18 protein-coding genes are annotated in these 19,415 nt (G+C 58.4%); 3 read left to right on the plus strand and 15 right to left on the minus strand.

The window, feature by feature from the left end; genetic code table 11:
* Nucleotides 1-75: 75 nt before the first annotated feature.
* The 10 genes from C934_RS0117280 to C934_RS32050 form a co-directional block, all read right to left on the minus strand.
* Nucleotides 76-987: an ABC transporter permease gene (locus C934_RS0117280; RefSeq protein ID WP_018857909.1), complete on the minus strand. Its 912-nt coding sequence runs from the start codon at nucleotides 985-987 to the stop codon at nucleotides 76-78.
* Nucleotides 984-2,084, minus strand: coding sequence for an ABC transporter permease (locus C934_RS0117285; protein ID WP_018857910.1), 1,101 nt, complete (start codon nucleotides 2,082-2,084; stop codon nucleotides 984-986). The genes C934_RS0117280 and C934_RS0117285 overlap by 4 nt, the downstream gene beginning before the upstream one ends.
* A complete protein-coding gene (locus C934_RS0117290; RefSeq protein WP_018857911.1) occupies nucleotides 2,081-3,604 on the minus strand; it encodes an ABC transporter ATP-binding protein in 1,524 nt (507 codons plus the stop codon). The genes C934_RS0117285 and C934_RS0117290 overlap by 4 nt, the downstream gene beginning before the upstream one ends.
* Nucleotides 3,605-3,607: 3 nt before the next feature.
* Complete coding sequence (locus C934_RS0117295; RefSeq protein WP_026371865.1) at nucleotides 3,608-4,705, minus strand: BMP family ABC transporter substrate-binding protein; 1,098 nt, start codon at nucleotides 4,703-4,705, stop codon at nucleotides 3,608-3,610.
* Between the two features lie 22 nt (nucleotides 4,706-4,727).
* Nucleotides 4,728-6,107: an amidohydrolase gene (locus tag C934_RS0117300; RefSeq protein WP_018857913.1), complete on the minus strand. Its 1,380-nt coding sequence runs from the start codon at nucleotides 6,105-6,107 to the stop codon at nucleotides 4,728-4,730.
* 1 nt (nucleotide 6,108) lies between these two features.
* Nucleotides 6,109-6,768: a glutathione S-transferase family protein gene (locus C934_RS0117305; RefSeq protein WP_018857914.1), complete on the minus strand. Its 660-nt coding sequence runs from the start codon at nucleotides 6,766-6,768 to the stop codon at nucleotides 6,109-6,111.
* On the minus strand, nucleotides 6,765-7,610 hold the full coding sequence (locus C934_RS0117310) for an aromatic ring-hydroxylating oxygenase subunit alpha (RefSeq protein ID WP_018857915.1): 846 nt from the start codon (nucleotides 7,608-7,610) through the stop codon (nucleotides 6,765-6,767). Before C934_RS0117310 ends, C934_RS0117305 begins: the two co-directional genes overlap by 4 nt.
* Nucleotides 7,603-8,259, minus strand: a complete 657-nt coding sequence (locus C934_RS32045) for a Rieske (2Fe-2S) protein (RefSeq protein WP_026371866.1) — start codon at nucleotides 8,257-8,259, stop codon at nucleotides 7,603-7,605. The genes C934_RS0117310 and C934_RS32045 overlap by 8 nt, the downstream gene beginning before the upstream one ends.
* A 158-nt stretch (nucleotides 8,260-8,417) precedes the next feature.
* Nucleotides 8,418-8,687 carry an acylphosphatase gene (locus tag C934_RS0117320; protein WP_018857917.1) on the minus strand — a complete coding sequence of 90 codons (270 nt, stop codon included), beginning with the start codon at nucleotides 8,685-8,687 and terminating at the stop codon, nucleotides 8,418-8,420.
* Between the two features lie 260 nt (nucleotides 8,688-8,947).
* The gene (locus C934_RS32050) at nucleotides 8,948-9,298 is read right to left on the minus strand and encodes a low affinity iron permease family protein (protein ID WP_245267962.1); all 351 of its coding nucleotides are present in this window, start codon (nucleotides 9,296-9,298) and stop codon (nucleotides 8,948-8,950) included.
* Nucleotides 9,299-9,684: 386 nt separating this feature from the next.
* Between C934_RS32050 and C934_RS0117330 the strand changes: the two genes are divergently transcribed.
* The 3 genes from C934_RS0117330 to C934_RS0117340 are packed head-to-tail and all read left to right on the plus strand — an operon-like array spanning nucleotide 9,685 to nucleotide 13,436.
* The gene (locus tag C934_RS0117330) at nucleotides 9,685-10,509 is read left to right on the plus strand and encodes an N-formylglutamate amidohydrolase (protein ID WP_026371867.1); all 825 of its coding nucleotides are present in this window, start codon (nucleotides 9,685-9,687) and stop codon (nucleotides 10,507-10,509) included.
* Nucleotides 10,506-12,392: a flavohemoglobin expression-modulating QEGLA motif protein gene (locus C934_RS0117335; protein WP_018857920.1), complete on the plus strand. Its 1,887-nt coding sequence runs from the start codon at nucleotides 10,506-10,508 to the stop codon at nucleotides 12,390-12,392. Before C934_RS0117330 ends, C934_RS0117335 begins: the two co-directional genes overlap by 4 nt.
* Complete coding sequence (locus tag C934_RS0117340) at nucleotides 12,393-13,436, plus strand: glutathione synthetase (protein WP_018857921.1); 1,044 nt, start codon at nucleotides 12,393-12,395, stop codon at nucleotides 13,434-13,436.
* 34 nt (nucleotides 13,437-13,470) lie between these two features.
* Here C934_RS0117340 and C934_RS0117345 read toward each other — a convergent pair whose 3' ends face one another.
* The 5 genes from C934_RS0117345 to C934_RS0117365 form a co-directional block, all read right to left on the minus strand.
* Complete coding sequence (locus tag C934_RS0117345) at nucleotides 13,471-14,871, minus strand: CehA/McbA family metallohydrolase (RefSeq protein ID WP_018857922.1); 1,401 nt, start codon at nucleotides 14,869-14,871, stop codon at nucleotides 13,471-13,473.
* 6 nt (nucleotides 14,872-14,877) lie between these two features.
* On the minus strand, nucleotides 14,878-15,978 hold the full coding sequence (locus C934_RS0117350; RefSeq protein ID WP_018857923.1) for an ABC transporter ATP-binding protein: 1,101 nt from the start codon (nucleotides 15,976-15,978) through the stop codon (nucleotides 14,878-14,880).
* Between the two features lie 13 nt (nucleotides 15,979-15,991).
* Entirely contained in the window at nucleotides 15,992-16,822 is an 831-nt protein-coding gene (locus C934_RS0117355; protein ID WP_018857924.1) for a carbohydrate ABC transporter permease, read from the minus strand.
* On the minus strand, nucleotides 16,822-17,730 hold the full coding sequence (locus C934_RS0117360) for a carbohydrate ABC transporter permease (RefSeq protein WP_018857925.1): 909 nt from the start codon (nucleotides 17,728-17,730) through the stop codon (nucleotides 16,822-16,824). Before C934_RS0117360 ends, C934_RS0117355 begins: the two co-directional genes overlap by 1 nt.
* A gap of 77 nt (nucleotides 17,731-17,807) precedes the next feature.
* On the minus strand, nucleotides 17,808-19,172 hold the full coding sequence (locus C934_RS0117365) for an extracellular solute-binding protein (protein ID WP_018857926.1): 1,365 nt from the start codon (nucleotides 19,170-19,172) through the stop codon (nucleotides 17,808-17,810).
* Nucleotides 19,173-19,415 lie beyond the last annotated feature (243 nt).

The raw sequence follows: 19,415 nt of genomic DNA on the forward strand, positions 1-19,415 counted from the left end.
CCGGCGGCGAAAGCCATCATAATCTCGCGTCCCCCTACCAGCTTCGATCGTGCTCGATGCAGCTATTTGCCACGGTCAGCGTTCGAAGGGCTCGCCGAGCGAGGCGACCCCATTCAGCTTCAACAGGCGACGATCTGCCGAAATGATGCCGAGCACGATGATGGTAACGAGGTAGGGCAGGCTCGCAAGAAGTTGCGAGGGCACGTTCAACCCTGTCGCCTGTGCGGCAAGGCCCATTAGGGAAACGGCGCCAAACAGGCACGCTCCGAGAAAGATGCGGCCAGTCAGCCATGTGCCGAAGACAACGAGGGCTATGGCAATCCAACCTCGTCCAGCGATCATCCCGTCTGCCCAAAGCGGCGTGTAGACCACCGAAGCATAGGCGCCCGCAAAGCCTGCCATCGCGCCGCCGAAGGCTACAGCAATCACGCGAACAGCAATCACGTGATAGCCTATGGCGTGAGCAGCCTTTGGGTTTTCACCCACTGCCCGCACGACGAGCCCACCCTTCGAAAAGGCAAAAAAGGCCCAGATGCCGATCGTTGCGGCGAGCGACAGCCAGACGACAACGTCTTGAACAAAGATCCCACCGATAACCGGGATGTCGGACAGAAACGGAAGGGAAAGTTTGGGCAGGCCCTTGACCGTGAGGCTCTCGTAGGACTTGCCAAACAGTGCAGACAGACCCTGGCCAAGGATGCCGATCGCAAGGCCCGTTGCCACCTGGTTGGCCCTGAAGCCAAGGGCAATCAGCGCAAAGACCAGGGAAAGGGCGGCGCTGCCAAGCCCCGCGACGACAAACCCGGCAAAGTGCCCGCCGCCGTGATAGACGATGATGAAGGCCAAGGCTGCGCCAAAGGCCATCAGACCCTCTACGCCAAGGTTCAAAACCCCTGCGCGCTCAACGACCAGCTCGCCAAGCGCCGCAAGAAGAAAAGGGGTTGCGGCTGCGAGCATGCCCGCAAGAATGAACTCGATGGCATTCATGATTGGCTCCGGTGGACGATCCGACGCCACTCAAGACGGTACCGGACGAAGGCGATTGCAACCAGGTAAGCGAGAAGGAGACTTCCCTGGAAAACCCGGACCGCAGCGATGGGCAGGTTTGCTGATACCATGGCATTGTCGCCGCCAATGTAGAGAGCCGCCATGAACAATGATGAGGCGATGATGCCGATTGGATGCAGACCGCCCAGATAGGCGACGATGATGGCCGCGTAGCCGTAGCCGGTGGAGATTGACCGCTGCAACTGTCCCAGGGGCCCTGCGACCTCAGCGGCTCCGGCAAGACCTGCGGCACATCCACCGATCAGGAGCGAGAGCCAGATTGCCCAGCCTTCCTTGAAGCCGGCATAGGCTGCAGCACGCGGCGCCAGGCCTCCAACCTGTAGCTTGTAGCCGGCAAAGCTCCGCTGCATGAATATCCAGGCAGCCAAGGACAGGACGATTGTAATGATCAACGAGACGTTGACGCGCGTACCCGAAATCAAGAGCGGCACCATCGCGTCGTACTGGAACATGACCGATTGCGGGAAGTTGAAACCGTTGGGATCCTTCCAGGGGCCGAGCAGCAGGTAATTCAAAAGCTGCGATGCAACCAGGCTCAGCATCAGTGAAACAAGGATTTCGTTTGCATTCAGCCTGACACGCCAGAACGCTGTGAGTGACGCCCAAAGGGCGCCACCGACTGTCCCAAGGACAAGCATCAGGGGCCAAATCCACTGACCGGTTGCCTGAGGAAACCACACGGGAATTGCAGAGGCAAAAATGGCGCCGAGAATGAACTGGCCTTCGGCACCGATGTTGAACACCTTGGCTCGGAAGCCGATCGCGAGACCCTGCGCAATGAGCAATAGCGGCCCTGCTTTCAAAAGCACTTCCGAAAACGATGCCCACGACAGAAAGGGCTCAAGCAGCATTGCATAGACGACGGCGACCGGGTTGCGGCCCATCGCCACGTAGAGTGCGACATTCAGGATGGTTGCTACCACCAGCGCCAGGAATGGCGCAGCCAGCGTCGCAGAAAACGAAGCGCGTTCCCGGCGGATAAGCGTAGGCAGAAAGGCGGCAGACACGGCATTCATGCGATGACTTTCTTTGAAGCGTCTTGCGCGCCAATCATGTAGCGGCCGATTTCCTCGGGTTGCGTTTCCTTGGTGACAAGCGGCGGGCTCAATGTGCCGTGGTGCAATACCTGGATGAAATCGCAGAGCTCGAAAAGTTCCTCGAGTTCTTCTGAAATGACGAGAATGGCCATGCCTTCGTTGCGTAACGCGACAAGACGGGCGCGTATAGCGGACGCCGCGCCAACATCCACACCCCATGTGGGCTGCGCGACAAAGAGCAGCTTCGGCGCCAACATGATCTCACGGCCAACGATGAACTTCTGAAGATTGCCGCCCGAAAGTGCGCCGGCTTCGGCGTCGGGGCCAGGCGTGCGCACATCATACTGGCGGATGCAATCCTCGGCAAAGGCAGACGCCCTTGTCCTGTCTATCAGGCCGTGACGAAGAAGGTTCAAAGGGTGGGCGGTCAACAGCCCGTTGAGTACGAGTGACATTTCAGGAACTGCTCCCCGTCCCAGCCGGTCCTCCGGAACGAATGCAAATCCAAGCTGGCGTCGGTGAGCTGCGTCGAGCCTTCCCACGTCACGTCCCATCATGTAGATCCGGTCGCGCTGGTCTCTCGGGAGGGTGATCTCGCCTGAGATCAGCGAGGCAAGCTCGCTCTGCCCGTTTCCGGAAATGCCCGCTATCCCGAGGATCTCGCCAGAACGCACCGTCAGCGCAATATCAGAAAGCGGCACAGCAAAGGGATCTTCCGGCCGATGATTAAGGCCGATGATCTCAAGGCGTTTCTCGCCGCCTGAGAGCGGCACGGCGGCCATGGGTTCGGGCATGTCGCGGCCGATCATCATGCGGGCGAGGTCATGGGCATCGTGTTCTCGCGGGTCGATATGTCCCGTGACGCGGCCGCCGCGCAAAATGGTTGCCCTGTCACAGATAGCCCGGATTTCCTCCAGCTTATGCGAGATAAAGAGGATCGATACACCGCCGTCCCGCAGCCGGCGCAACGTCTCGAACAGCTTTTCAACCAGCTGTGGCGGCAAAACAGATGTCGGTTCGTCGAGGATCAGCAACCTCGGATTGGTCATCAGGCAGCGGATGATCTCTACTCGCTGACGTTCACCGACCGAAAGCGCATGCACGTGGGCGAGCGGATCGACTTCAAGGCCGAATTCATGCCCAAGCGCACGGACACGTTTAACGAGATCGGCTTTTTTGCCAGGGACAACGAGCTGAATATTTTCAACGACAGTCAGGGTCTCAAACAACGAAAAATGCTGGAATACCATGCCGATACCCTTGGCCCTTGCCTCCGCCGGGGAGGCAAGGGCCAAGGGTTCGCCTTCCCAGGCGACCGACCCGCTGTCTGGTTGCTCTACGCCGTAGATCATTTTCATCAGCGTCGATTTGCCAGCCCCGTTTTCGCCGAGAATTGCATGGATCGACTGCGGGGCTACGTCCAGATCAACGGCCTGGTTGGCATGGACCTGGCCGTAGGTCTTCGAGATGCCGCGAAGCGACAGAAGCGGGGCGGTCATGGCTTACTTTGGCAGCGGCGTGGTCACGCCCTTGACGTGCCAGTCCATGGCCACGATTTCCCCATCGGCCAGGGTCTTTCCAGCGGCCGCGCCCTCGCTGCCGTCCGCCTTGCTGATCGGGCCGGTAAACGGTGAGAGACTTCCGTCGGCAATCTTTGCCTCTGCAGCCTTGATCTTCGTCATCGTTTCTGCGGGGATCGAAGGGTGCCAGTCAACAACCTCGACGACCTTGTCTGCAACACCCAGGAAGGTGTTTGCACCCTTGAAGGTGCCGGCGAGATGAGCGTCGACGGAGGCCTTGAAGAACGGGGACCAATCGGTGGACACACAACCAAGATATGTCTTCGGCGCGTATTTCTTCATCGACGAATTGAGGTTGAATGCGTAGACGCCAGCCTCCTCGCAGGCGGAGATGACGGAGGGCGTATCCTGCGCGTTGGAGAAGATCACGTCGCATTTTTGCGCAATCAGCGCCTTGGCCGCTTCCTGTTCCTTGGCCGGGTCAAACCATGAGTTTACCCAGACGACCGAAACTTCGATGTTGGGGTTCACGGCCTGAGCACCGAGCGTGAACGCGTTGATCGAGGTAATCAGTTCCGGAATGGCGAAGGCGGATACGGAACCGAGCTTTCCGGTCTTTGACAGCGCAGCCGCCGCCATGCCAAGCAGATACGTCCCCTGGAAGTACTTGGCAGCAAACGGTGAGAAGTTCGGGGCCACCTGGAAACCCGATGCATGCAACACGGTGACATCAGGGTTGCGGCGAGCAATCTGCAGGGCACCGTTTTGATAGCCAAAGGAGCCTGCGATCAGGAACTTGTTTCCGTCGGCGACTGTCTTGTTCATGATGCGGTCAGCATCCGGACCCTCCGCAATGTTTTCGACGACCGTCACCTTCACCTTGTCGCCATACGCTGCCTTGATCGGCTCCAGACCGGCAGCCAGCGCGTGACCCCAGCCAACGTCACCAATGGGCGAGGGAACGACGAGCGTGATCCCGAGCGGGCCGTCGGCCGCAAATGCGGCGCGGCCACCAAATGCGCCGGCCAGGCCGGCAGCTGCAACGCCCTGCATCAGGGTTCTTCGAGAAATGTTTGTCATGCTGGTTCCCCTTCTTTGTGATTTAGAGTTCGACAGTCGCAAGTGCAGCTTCAGCCTCAGCGAACATCCGGCTTTCATCGAGGCCGATGAACTCGCCCTTCTGCCATACAATGCGGCCATTGATCATTGTCAGGTCCGTCGGCATGCCGATACCGACCTTGGCCATCAGGCTCAGCGGATCATGGCGTGTGCCGACATAGTCCATCCGCCGCGTGTCGATAGCAAACAGGTCGGCGGCCATGCCGGGCGCCAGCCTGCCTATGTCCTTTCGACCAAGCAGAGCCGCACCTCCCGCCGTCGCATAGCCCAGAAAATCAACCGGAGGCGGGACAGGGTGGTTGCGCGTCGATGCGGTCAGGCACTGCAGCATGTAGGCGGAGTGGATGCAATGCATCAGGTTCGAGTTGTCATTCGAGGCAGCGCCGTCGCAGCCCAGTCCGACGCGAAGGCCAAAGGCTGCCATGGCGGGAATATCGGTTACTTCGGCGCCAACCAGATAGACTGGCTCCGGGCAATGGGAAACGCCGGTCCCGTCCGCAGCCATCTTGCGCAGTTCGTCGTGGGTCAGTTCCCAGCAATGGGCGTAAAAGGCATCAGGCCCCGCAAAACCCAGCTCTGCACAGTAATCTACGGTGCGCATGCCATGTCGGGCCTCGACCACGCGGCTTTCACCCTCCCCAACATGGGTGTGCATCTGAACACCACGATCACGTGCCAGGGCTACCGATTCCACGAAGGTTTCACGGTAGCAGTTTACCGGCTGGCATGGGGCGACCACCACCTGGCGCATGCTGAAAGGTCGGGCATCGTGATAGGTGTCGATCAGCCGCTCGCAATCACCAATGAACTCGTCCGTCGTTTCGAGCATCGCGTCGGGAATGGTCGAGCCTTCGGATTTCGGAAGTGTGTTGCCACCGCGGCCGGCATGAAAGCGCATGCCCAGAAGATCGGCGGCCTCGAACTGGCGGTCGATCAGTCTTTTGCCTGCATGCCTCGGAAAGCAGTACTGGTGATCGAACGCAGTCGTGCACCCGTGCTTGATCATCTCGGCCATGGCGGTGACCGAGGAGTGATAAAAGCAATCCTCGTTCAATCGCGAAAAGATCGGATAAATGCGATCAAGCCACTCGATGACCGACAGCTTCGTCCAGTCGAGATCCGCACGGTTGCGCACAAAGCATTGAAAGAAGTGGTGGTGTGTATTGACGAGCCCGGGATAGACGAACCAGCCGCTCGCATCTTGAACGATCGTACCGGCCGGAAGTTCGTCCTGTCCAAGATTGTCGCCTATTGCCTGGATCGCGGAACCGTTTGTCAGGACGTCAACGTTGCGACGGGTCGTCTGGCCCTTGCCCTCATCGACGATAACCGCTGCGCAGTTCTTCAGAAGATAGCCGGTCATGTTACTCCTCGCCCGTTCCAATCTGGGGCTCGGACTTCAACTCATGCAGTCGGTGTATGCCTGGCATCTCAATGAAGTTTTCAAGCGCGCGAATGGCGCGCGACCAGCGCCGGATCACAGGGTAGGGGTCAAGCGAGACACCGCCATCTGGCGCGAGCGCCACGTAGGGAAAGCACGCGATGTCTGCGACCGTCGGGCGATCGGAAGCAAGGAACGGCCTGCCCCGAAGATCTTGCTCGACCAGCCCGGCTTCAAGTTCGCGCAGCGCAGCAACGCCCTGCGCTTGCAACAGGGCGATATCGCCCGGGCGAAGCAACATCTCGTGGAGGCGCGCGCCACCAAGATTTGCGGTCAGCCGGTGAGAAAAGGAAAGCCACTGTTGCAGCCTGGCCGATTGCTCGGCCGTTCCGTCCCCAAGCCACTCCGGAGCCGCCTTTCTTGCGAGGTAGACGAGCATTGCTGACGATTCCGTCAGGAGCAGATCCCCGTCCTTCAGGATAGGGATGGAGCCAGCCGGGTTGAGTGCCAGAAGTTCCGCTTTGCGGTGCTCGCCGCCAGGATGAAAGTCGACCGGCCGGATATCGAGTGACAGCCCGGTCAAAGCCGCCATCAGGCGCACTTTGTAGCAACTGGGAGAGAGGATGTAATCGTAAAGCTTCATTGCGCCACCAACTGTGCGCCATAGGTGTAATTGTGGCGCTTTAGCCAACGTCGGTAGGCTACCGATGTCAGATCGGCGCGCGTCGGGATCTCCATGCCGGGGTCGAGCGGCAAAAGACGCGGGATCTGATTTTCAAGGATCGAGCGGTCCTGCAGAAAGATCGTCTGCTGGAAATGGATGAGGTCGGTCATCGATGTTTCATCGTCAAACAGCGCCATCCACGGCCAGACATCGCAAAGATCCTCGGCAAGCGGCTGGACGAAAAGAGTAATGACGTCCCATTCACTGGGGCGCGGTGGGCAGGTCTTATAAAGCACCGAACAGGTCGGGGCCGGCACGCGATACATGTACTCTGTCGTAATCCCGCCGCTTGCCGACTTTGCTGCTTGCGGCTGGTAGAATTTCACCTGCGTTGCCCAGACTTCATCCTCGACGTCGCGAATTTCAACCTTGTAGTTCTGCACTTCCGTGTGCGGCTCTGCTCCGAGGATGTCAGTATGGACGAAAGGAAAATGAGCGATGTCGAGAAAGTTCTCGACCGCGCGAAGCGGCGAACAGCGAACGCGAACCACACCAACATCGACAAACCGGCGACCCGGTTGGTCAGCCTCGGGAATGGAAAAGATCTCCTTTTGAGGATCTCCGACGGACGACCACACGTGGCCATAGCGAACACGTGACGACAAAACACGTCCGCCCGACGTCGTCACGATCGCATTGCCGTCAGCCCCGACAGAAACCTCGATCGGTTCGCCCATCAGGGCCGTCTTGTATGCGGTCGTTTTGACCTGGCTGAAGAGGCCGACTGGATACCACTCGTCGAGCATAGCTTCCTTAGCCATCACGAGATCTCCTTGCCTGAAGGTCTTCGGCACATCTGCGCAGGCTTTCGACGGCCCGCGACGCTGAGATGCGGTCACCGAGCGTGTTCTCGCCGTCAAGGAGTACATGGACGAGGGTGTGGCCCTGTTCCTGTTCGGAAAGCAGCAACCACATCTTTTCGGATTGCTGCGTTGCTTTTAGAAGCCCGGTCTCGTCTGATTTCGCGCCGGAAGCCGCCTCAATGGTGGCAACGTCGGCATGCATCGTTAGCGAGCGCAACGCAACGAGGCCCTGCAATTTCGGGGGCGAACGCACGGGTTCCCCGACGGCTACCCAGATCACGCCATCGGCTTCCTCGACCAGATGCGTCGCAACGCGGATCGTGTCGGGCGGGGTAAGACCAGGGTGAGCGGGGATGCGCAGGCAGTTTCCCGTCTGCGTGTAACTCCAGCCGTGATAGATGCAAGACAGCGCCTCACCGCGTACAAAGCCATAAGACAGGCGCATGCCACGATGGGGACAGCGGTCTGCCGATGCCGCGACCCGTCCTGAATCACTTCTCCAGAGGGCAATTGAGCCGGCTCTTGTGCGTGCGGGGATTACCGTCCCTGACGGCAAATCCGCAGAAAGCGCGACTGGCGTCCAAAAGCCCGTCGTATCGGCTGACATGGTAGAACTTTCTCAGCATTATCAACGTTTTGTCTGCTTCAAGGCCACCGCTTGGATAGGGCGGTTCGTAGCGGACGGGAGCACGTTTGCATAATTTTTTCGCATTGGCAACGCTGATCAAATAACGTGCAGTGGAAAATTGAAGGGCGTTGCAAGGCCTACTCTGCGTCGCTCTCAATCGGCGTGCGGAAGATGGTTTCCACCCATACATCAATAGGCCCGAGCGAGCATCCTACCTCCATCATGTCGATCAATTCTATCGGCCCGGCAACTTCGAGTTCGATCCGGTCGACACTTTGATGAGATATGGCCTGGGACAGACCGAGCTTTGCTGCGTGACGACGGATCCACGGAATAAACGAGGCGGCTTGGAGGTCGCCAAGGATCGTCATTCGTTCGTGTAGGTGTCCGTGATGTTGAACTGTCATGAAAGTCTCGTGCTGACGCCTCCTTGACAAGATAGCGCCTAAATGGACTTTCGAAACCCCTTCTTTTTCCAGTTCACAGAATCCGGTTCAACATAAGAGGGCTTTCGGAAACCTCGCGCTTCGTCCTGATGGTATCGAAGGGCTCGTGCGGTTGAGGGTGCCGTTCCATTGCTGGATTTGCAGGCGGGGCCGGGACGGCACGGCCGCCTATGCCGAAACAAGCAGCATCACCAGCGCAAATCTAAAGGTCGCGCCGAAGTTTAAATTTTCAGCCACCACCGATCTGAACATCCACTATCGATGAAGCTGATCGGCAACGTTGCGAGATCTTCTGTCTCCAGTCGCTCGATACCAATCATGTGGTTCCTGGCATTGCTCGACCAGATGAGTTCATCGACCTTCACCTGCAGCGTGCGCATGTCGCGGTTTTGTGAATGCTGGATCACCAGCAGGATGAATAGCGAGACAAGCGTGCCGGCGCCGTTGGAGAGCAGGAACCATTGGTTGGGCATCCCGGTCGCCAAGCCAACGAGGCACCAGATCAGCACGACGAGGATTGCCGCCGCGAGAACGAGCCCGTGGCCAGCCAGCCATACGACGGATTCTGACATGGCAAGACATACCGCATCAATCTCCATCATCCGGAAATTCGCAGTCGGCCCCAGGGTTCCAAGCGGTTCCAAGCAAACACAGAGGCATTCCCCGGCTTCCAGTCGCGTTGCGACCGCCGTCCACTCCGATCGACCACTATTTTTCTCGCCAGCGGAACCGGCTCCGCGGCAACTGCGTTCTTCGAGCAGGCATTTGAAACTAAATGGCCATTGCGTTTCAACGGGAAGGCGATCCCACACGGAGCAGCGACCGGTTCTCGTTTCACGGGCCACGCCAATCGGCGCTTTGGCAGACGATGATCAACTCTGGCCCGTACAGGTGCATTTTGTTCTGCGCGGCGAAGAGGTTCCCGTAACTTGAGGCGGAGTCAATGCAGAGAGGCTCTATGGCGATAGAGAACGTCGAGGAGGTTCCAAAGGGGGAGAATTCCGAGCCTCTGTGGAGTGTCACGAGAAGTCAGTCGCCCATTATTGGAACGGCGATCCATGACGGTAGCCATGTTCGGAGAAGTCTGCGTTCTCGATACGCCTTGAACGAGGTCGGGCGTCTTCGCGAAGAAGACCCGTTCACGGCGAGCTTGATCAGTGGCTTGCCAAACCAGATTGTATTTCACCGTTCCCGATTTGAAATCGATCTCAACCGAAGCCGTGACCAGGCTGTTTATCTTCGCCCCGAGCAGGCATGGGGGCTGACAGTTTGGAAAGAGAGCCTTCCGCAATCGGAACATCGCAGGTCATTGCTTATCCATGACGACTACTATGAGATGCTCCGCTTCTTTCTCGATGGCATCGTGCGATACCATAAGCACTTCGTTCTCCTGGATGTGCATAGTTATAACTATCGTCGAGCTGATCCGGACACGCCAACGCCCCAGGATCAGGCGCCCGACGTCAATATCGGTACGTTCTCCATGGATCGAGAACGATGGGTCCATGTAGTCGAGCCATTGATGGATCACCTCCGATCCTTCGGCGTTGGCGGCAGGCGGCTTGACGTGCGGGAGAACGTTGCCTTTCACGGAAAGGGAGAACAGACGCGGTTCGTCCATGAACAATATCCGGGAATCGGTTGCGCGATCGCCATCGAGTTCAAGAAGATTTTCATGGACGAGTGGACGGGAAAGCCAGACAACTCGACACTTCGTGAATTGCGGGAGGCGCTTACCTCGGCCGTTCCGCTTCTCGAGCGCGTTTTGAGGTCAATGTCATGACGAGACACGCGTCAGCTACCCAGGACGATTGGCTATGTGATATCAAGCAGTCGCTTCGCGACGACAAACCGATCCGAAGGGAATTCCCCGAAGGTGGTCGCTTGCATATCGATCGACGACTCCCCTTTCTGTTCGTCCATATCAACACAGGAAAGACGGAGGACGTGGCGCAAGCCGTAGTCCAGGCCAATGCTTCCTATCTCCTTGCATCGGACCCTCAGGAGGTCGTGTCGATTGTCGAGGCGATCGCCGCGGTCGCGGTCGAGCAGTTCGGGACCCTCCTTGTCGTTCGAAGTAGTGAGCTTGAGCGTGACCGGTTTCTTACCGATGACGCTCCCTATCTCCCGCCGTTTGAGGTTTCCGTCTGGTCATCCGAGAATGCCGCCCTTGCAAAGACGACTTTCTCGAAGACCATTATGGCGAGCGAGGCCAGGTTCCGCACGCCGAGAGTCCTCGAGCGGAATATCCCCACGTCGACCATTGACGCACAGATTGCGGCGATGCCCGGCTGCGCCGTACTTGGTGTTGAGTTCGCGCCGATCTACCGGACGCCAGAGTCCGGGGAGATTTACCCTGAAGTTCGCGACCAATTGGTCTCGGCACTGTTCGACGCTGGGCTCCGCGCGTGTGGCGCCTTTCTGGAAACCAAGAAAATTGTCAAGCTTGCGTCGTATCGGTCCCTTGGCAGACGTGCCTTCGTCGACGCTGTCAGCCGCGTCGACAGAAGCATCGACGAGATTGCATCGCTCTTCGACGTTCTCCTTGCCGTCACCCCCATCAACGCAAGGCAAGCATTTGACGAATTCAGATTGGCTGGGTTTGAAAGCGAGCCGGTCTTTCTATACCGCCCGCTGACGACCCAGGTGGAAAATGCGAAGCATCGGCTCTTTGCTATCTCCTTTGACCAAATGGAAGATCCGGTCCTATACGACCTCTGCCGGGAAAAACAGCGTGAAGTCGACTTGCAACTTTCGCTGATTGCTGCGCGCCAGACCAAGAGCTTCGTAGAGTTTGGCAGGGCGCTTTATGGTCCGGTCGAGCATTCTCTTTTGCTCGAAGCCGAGGATATTCTTGGAATTCTCGCGGACGAGTATCCTGTGGATCATCTTAAGTCGCGTTCCAATATTCCCACCGCCGATGCCGACTACGTGGAACGACGTGCGCAAGCCATGATTAATCGTTACCGAACGGTCTGGCCGGACTTCAAGGCAAGCATTGTGCTTCGCGATGACCTTCCTTCTGGCCTGATGGTGACCAATCATCGTCTCCTCATTTCGAGGTCGACAATCATGGACCGACGACGTGTCGAGCCGCTTCTTGCGCATGAAATCGGCGTTCATCTCCTCACCTACTTTAATGGTTCCGCTCAAGGGCTGCGACTCTTTCGCTCTGGGCTGTCCGGATACGAAGGCATGCAGGAGGGGCTCGCGGTTTTCGCTGAATACCTCTCGGGTGGCCTGACTGCAGAGCGGCTGAAGCTGATAGCTGCGAGGGTCGTCGCATGCGCTTACATGCTCTCGGGGCTAAGCTTCGCCGAAACTTTCCGTCAGCTCGTTTCCAGCTACAAATTCTCCGATCACGGGGCATTCAACCTTGCACTGCGTGTTTACCGCGGCGGCGGATTGGCCAAGGATGCGATCTACTTGAGGGGCCTTCTTCAACTGCTGGACCATCTGAAACGCGGTGGCGCGCTCGAGCCGTTCTGGATGGGCAAAATCGCTTCCTCCCATTTCGCCGTTATGGAAGAACTTGCATTACGCGGACTGCTCAAGCCGCCATGCGTCCATCCGCTGTTTCTGGAGACTACTGAAGGCCGCGAACGACTTGACAGCGCAAGACAGGGATTGCGCCCCATCGACCTGGTTCAACCAAAGGAAGCCTAAATGCGAATAGCATTCTTCGTGAACGCGATCGAAAGCGAGGCGCCTTATTATACGACGACATCCCTCGCAATGGTCGCATGCGCCCGTGGCCATGATGTTTGTTATGTCACGCCTGGGGATTTTGTGCTGCGATCCGACGATAGCTTGGCAGTGCGCGTACGAGCTCCGAGTGTGGGCAAACCGAAGAATGAAGACGCGTTCATTGCCGATCTCAACGAGAAGGCGCGCGTCGAAACGATTGACGTGAAAGATGTGGACGTGCTGTTTTTGCGCAACGACCCTTCCCTTGATGCCGAAGAGCGACCCTGGGCCGCTCATGTCGGCGCGATGTTCGGGCGACTTGCTGTCGAGCGGGGCGTGCTGACGGTGAATGACCCCGACACCTTGATGAAGGCTCAGAACAAGCTCTATTTCCAAGACTTCCCCGAGGCTATTCGTCCCACGACACTGATTTCGAAAAGCCTGGACGAAATTAGAGCCTTCATCGACAGCCAGAAACGCGGTGTGATCCTGAAACCACTACAGGGATCGGGAGGCCGGCATGTATTCAGAATTAAATCGAGCAAGGAATCCAATCTCAACCAGATTTTTGAAGCAGTCAGTGGCGAAGGGTATCTGATCGCTCAAGGTTACCTCCCGGATGCGGTTGATGGTGACATCCGGTTGTTCCTGATGAACGGTCAACCCCTTGAAAAGGACGGTGCCTATGCGGCATTTCGCAGAGTTCCTGCGAAAGGAGAGATCCGCTCCAATATCAGTGCCGCCGGAACAGCTGCAGCAGTAAAGATTACCCCCGAGATTCTTGAGGTTGCCGAGACTGTCAGGCCCAAGCTTGTCGCCGACGGAATGTTTCTCGTGGGCTTGGATATCATCGGTGACAAGATCCTCGAGATCAACGTCTTTACGCCGGGCGGGTTGCGAAATCTCGAACAGCTCTATTCCGTGGACTTCTCCGCAACGGTCATCGAGGCTCTCGAAAGGAAAGTCAGCATTCGCCGGAACTATGGTTCCCAACTGTCGAACGCAGTGCTGGCGACACTTTGAGAAGGCGTCGCAATAGGATCTTTCGGCGCACCTGTCACCATTCCACATAGACCGGGTTGCTGATCGCCCGGCGGATCGGCTGGCTTGCCATCTCGACGCTCTGGAGTTGCCAAGGGAGCGAACGTCCTTCGAGTGCCGCGGAGAATTCGGAAATCAAGCCTTCGCGGCTTGCAGCAGCGATGATTTCAGTGCGCAGAAAAGCCTTCGGCCTGCCGGTGAAGCCACCGGTCCAATCATCGGAACCTATCGTCTCGGTCGAAAGTATGCCGGTCGCGTCGATCCATACGAGCGTATCGCCTTCCGCGCGTTTCGTTTCCGCCGTTGCGGTAACTTCGGCCTGTGTCGTCGATCCCATCGGCTGGCCATTGACGGTCAGAGCAAGGTGCGGACCGGTTGGGCTTTCTGTTACATAACCGCGCCCGGCCTTCATGGCGGCAAGGATCGCGCCTTCTGAAAGTTCATCGAGCCATAGCACCGTCGTCGGTCGGGCCAGAGCCAGCGGTCCTTCCGGCATCAGCCGTGCAGGCTGATGAAAGTCGCTGCCGCCAATCGCTGAAATCTTGAGGCCAGAGGCGAGCCGGTCCTGATAACGGCCGAGTGATACCCAGTTCCAGGCCATCCAATGAGATTGCCAGACTTCCATACAGTCGATCCTGGGCAGGTCATAGTCCCACTGGATCGTCGGTTTGTCGTGGTTGATCGAAAGAAGGCCACCATGGTCATGAACAAGACGCGACAGCGTATGGGCATGCTCAGGCTTCGTCATGCGGAAATCTATCCAATCATCGACGCCATAGACATTGGCATGTCCGACGGCGGTGGTGATTTCCATCGCTCGCACAAATATCAGTTCCGGCGAGGAATGCGGATGGAAGTAACGTCGCTGGGTGATCGTGTTGTGGTCGGCGATCGCAAGGAAATCGAGGCCTGCCTGCTTGGCTGCGGCGTGCAGGAGTTCGGGCGAGCCGGCCGCGTCTGAATGAAAGGTGTGGCAATGCAGGTCGCCGCGATACCAGCCCGCGCCCTGACGCACCGGGAAAGTTCGCGCTGGCGGTGGCAAGAGTTCGCGCGATGCACTGTCGAAGACGACTGTCAGCCGCACCTCGGCACCGTCGGGCGGTACCTTGTAGAGGCCGAGCATCACCTTCCACACGCCGGCAGGGATTTCACCATGAATGTAGCCCGGCGTCGCATCATCGGTCGCAACGAAGAAACGATCCCGCGCGCCGCCGCTCCAGCCGCGAAAACCCGCCATGGTCGGATAGCCGCTGGCATGGGGATCGAGCATTCCGAGATCGATGATGCAATTGTCGGCCTTCGGGTAACTCATTGTCACGTCGATGCGTGTCGTGTCGGCGGGAATATCGACGGGCACGTAGAAATATGGATCGGCGGCCTGATCAGCAGGGGTCACGTGAACGGTGATTTCGACCATGACGGCTTACTCGCCTGTTGCCGGAATACGGGCGCCGGTCTCGTCGAACAGCGTCACGTGGCGGGTATCGAAGGAGAGTGTGACCTGATCGCCGGTGCGTATTTCGTCGTCGGTGAAGATGCGCGCGGTCACCCGGCCGGAATCTGCACGTTCCATCGTAACCAGACTTTCCGGTCCCATGTTCTCGTTGGCAAACAGCTTTCCGGCAATCGTATTGGCGTCGCCCGCTTCCGCCATTCGTAGGTGTTCCGGGCGAATTCCGAGCGTCATCTTGCCTTTCGCCGCAGCCTTGGCGATGGCATCAGACACAGGCAGGCTGGGCAGGGTCAGGCCATCTGCGCGCAACCGCAGTTGCCCGCCATCGACCATTGCCGCCACCGGCACGAGGTTCATCGGTGGATTGCCGACAAAATTTGCCACGAATGTCGTAGCCGGCCGGCGATAAATCTCGATTGGCGGCGCGAACTGCACGATCCGGCCTTTGTCCATGACGGCGATGCGGGTCGCAAGCGCCATGGCCTCGGCCTGATCGTGGGTCACGTAGACGGCGGTCATGCCCATGTCGCGCTGCAGGTGGTTGAGGAAACCGCGGGCCTCGAGGCGGAGCTTGGCATCGAGGTTTGAAAGCGGCTCGTCGAAGAGATAGACCTGACTCGGATAGACGAGCGCACGAGCAAGCGAGGTGCGCTGCTGTTGACCGCCGGAAATCTGACTCGGCAGTCGCTTCATGAGGTCACCGATCTTCAGGACGTCGGCCACTTCTCTGGCGCGTGCATGTCTCTTGTCCTCGGTCTCGCCGCGCACCTTCAGCGGATAGGCGATATTGTCGGCAAGATTCATATGCGGATAAAGCGCATAGTCCTGAAAGACCATCGAGATCTGCCGATCCTTGGGATGCAGATAGGTGACGTCCTTGCCGCCGATCAGGACCTTGCCGGCGGAGGGAGTTTCAAGGCCGGCAATCATTCGCAGGCTGGTCGTCTTGCCGCAGCCGGAAGGGCCGAGCAGGCAGACGAATTCGCCATCGGCGATCGAGAAGCTGATGTCCGGTACCGCGGTAAACGAACCGAATGTTTTGGAGACGTTCTGGAATTCGACTGAAGCCATGAGAAAGGTCCAATTACGACTTGATGCCGCCGAAGAACCGGAAGCCGAACTTCCAGTTGACGAACAGGTAAAGCACAATGACGGGCAGCGAGTAGATGAGCGAATAGGCGGCGAGCAACGTGACGATCGGCGTACCGGCCTCCGAATAGAAGGAATAGATGGCGACCGAAGCCGGCATCAGCGTATCCTTGCGCAGCAGGATGAACGGGATGAGGAAACTTCCCCAGATGTTCACGAAGGCCCAGACGACGACCACGACGATCCCGGGCCGGATGACCGGTAGCGCCACATCGAAAAAGGCCTGGATCGGTGAGGCGCCGGCCACCATGGCGCTTTCCTCATAGGATCGCGGAATGGCGTCGATGAAGTCACGCAGGATGAACATGGCGGTCGGCAACAGCCCGCCAGCGAACACCAGGATGACGGCGAGATGCGTGTCAATCAGTCCGATTGCCGAGATGATCAGGAAGATCGGCACCATGGCTGCCGAGCCGGACACGACCGAGGAGAAAAGCAGGAGGATATAGGTGACCGCGCCCTTGCCGGGAATGGACGATCGCGACAGCGCGTAGGCCGCAAGTGTGGCCGCGCCGCCGACCAGAATGACACCCCCAAAGGCCTGGATCAGGCTGTTCAAGAGCGCGTGCATCGCGAAGCTGTTCTGGAACACGGTCACGAAATTGGACAGCGTGAACGGCGACGGAATGGCAAGGCCGAGTTCGGCACGCGCATTGAACGGCGCGAAGATGAACCACACAAGCGGCAGGGCGAAGACCACGCCGATCAGCGAGGCGACGACCGAAAAGACCGCGCGGCGCATATAGATGCTGCGGGAAATCTGCATCACTCGGCCTCCGCCTTCTTCTTCTTGGCGATTTGCAGGTAGACAAGCGCGAAGGCGAGGTTGATCAGCATGATGATGACACCGACTGCCGCGCCGCGACCGAATTCGAAGTCCTTGAAGGCAACCCGGTAGGTGTAGATCGACAGCAGCTCGGTCCGGTATGAGGGGCCGCCGCTGGTCAGCAGGAAGGGCGTGAAGACGTTGAATGTCCACATGGTGATAAGGATGAGATCCGTCACCACATGGCCGCGTATCAGTGGCAGGGCGATATCGCGCAGTTTCTGCCACGAACTCGCACCGGCAACATCGGCCGCCTGAAAATAGCTCGGCGGTATCGACTGGAAGGCGGAGTTGAACAACATCATGGAGAAGGCCGCGCCCCGCCAGGTGTTGAAAACCACGATGACCCAGAAAGGCTGTTGCAGCAGCAAGTCGGCCGGCGGCAGACCGAGGCCGCGCATGATCATGTTCAGTGTACCATTGTCGTAATCGAGAAAGGCGAACCAGGCGAAGCCGATCACCACTTCCGGCAGGATCCAGGCAGCAATCACAGCCGTCTGCAGGAAATTCTTGAGCGTCGGCGAGACGGACTGGCTGAGCCAGGCAAGGATGAGGCCGAGCAAGGCCTGGCCGATCAGTGCCGAAAATAATACGAACTGGACCGTCAGGATCAGCGAAAAACCGAACTGGCCGCGTGTAAAGAACGTTGTTGGGTTGAACAGCGTAAAATAGTTCTGCAGCCCGACAAAATCGGGATCGACGGCCGTGCGGCCGAGCAGCGTTTTGTTTGTGAAGGAAACGACGATCACCCAGAAGAACGGGATGATGACGAAAACGCCGACCAGCGCGGCGGCGGGGGCGAGAAACACCGCGCCCGCGCGCGTGGAAAGGAGGGAGAATTTTTTCATGCGCGATTACCCCGTGGCAGCGCCTGCCGCAACGCGGAGGCCGGACCTGCCGCCCGGCCTCCGTTTGATTTTGGCGATCAGAGACGGCTGATCGTGTTCTCTTCGCCAACGATGGCGGTGACTGCTTCCTTGTACTGCTTCATCGCGGCTTCCGGTGTCAGTTCGCCTGAAACGACGGCCTCGGTCATGCGCTGGATTTCGGCGGAGACCTTGTTGTAGTTGGCGTCGTTCGGTCGGGCTGTCGTGAACGGCAGCAGCGTCTTGGCGGTTTCCATCAGGAACGGCGAATTCGGGATCGCGACATCGTCGCGAATGCGGATGGCCGGCTGGATATCCTGAAAGGCGGTGAGCTGTTCCTGGCTGTTCATGAAGGAGAGCAGCGCCCAGGACTCTTGCGGCGCGTCCGTATGCGGATTAATGACGAACCCGGTACCGCCGGAAATGGTGACGAAATCCTGGCCGCGCAGGCCACGGCCCGGCTGTTCGGACGGCATCTTCTTCCAAGTCATCACATTGTCGCGGTCCGCGACTCCAAATTCCGCGCCCGGCTTGGTAACGGAACGATAGAACCAGTCGCTTTCGATCAACATCGCCGTCTTGCCATCGCGGAAGTTCGCGAAGGTGCGGTTGCGGCCATCGCCAAGCATCTGGGCGCGTTGATCGCCAAGCTTGTCGTCTACATAGACGGTCTTGTAGAGATTAAGCGTGTCCAGAATGCCCTGGCTCGAAACGATATATTTGCCGCTCTCGTCAGTCACCTGCTCGCCAGTGCCGAGCAAAGCCATCCAGTAACCCTGCATCGTGGTGGCTTCGCCCATCGAGACGCCGGCATTGATCTGTAGTGGGAAACTCGCCGGATCAGCCGCCTTCAGCTTTCGGGCGGCGTCGAGCAGTTCGGCCCAGGACTTTGGCTGCCAGCCGTCGGCGTCAATACCTGCCTTCTTGAACAGGTCCTTGCGTACGAAGATCATACGGGCATCGGTGCCGAGCGCGATGCCATAGGGCTTGCCCTGATAGCTCATCAGCGCCTTGGTGCCGTCGGAAATATGGCCCCAGCCATCCCATTTTTCGACATCGGCGCCGCCGATCTCATCGAGCGGCTTCAGGAGGCCGCCCTGAACGAAGCTCGGAATGAGGAAGCCGTCGAAGCCGGAAACATCAGCGCCAGCGCCGCTGGAAAAGTCCAGCGCGAGCTGCTGGGTCAGCTGCTCGTCAGCTCCGCCGAATTGAGTGAGCTTGACGGTGACATCCTTGCCGTCTGCCTTCATCTTGGCGGTAAAGGCGGGAATGACCTTCTTCTCGATCCATTCCGCCATGCCGCTATTGACGCCGCCGATGACGCAGCGGCAGGTGATGTTGAGTTCCGTCGCCGCCATGGCCTGGCTTGACAGCGCAATCGCCGCCGAAGCGCCCAACAACAGAAAACGTATGCTCTTGCGCATGTGAATTCCTCCCGAATTGGTCCGTTGCCGGACAAGTTGGTTCGGTGCATTCGGACCGCCGGAACCCTCCTCCCGGCGTGCCTCGCCTCACCCGGGCCTTAGAGTGAACACGTTTTCACTTTTGTCAACAGTGCCTTCGAGACGAGAAATCAATTTTGGCCGCACAAGTTCGCAAGTTGCGCGGTTGTCAGCAGGAATCGCATCGCCGGCACTTGACGCGACTATTGATTATGTTCCAAGGTA

The organism is Rhizobium sp. 42MFCr.1 (assembly GCF_000377185.1).
Classification (GTDB): domain Bacteria; phylum Pseudomonadota; class Alphaproteobacteria; order Rhizobiales; family Rhizobiaceae; genus Rhizobium; species Rhizobium altiplani.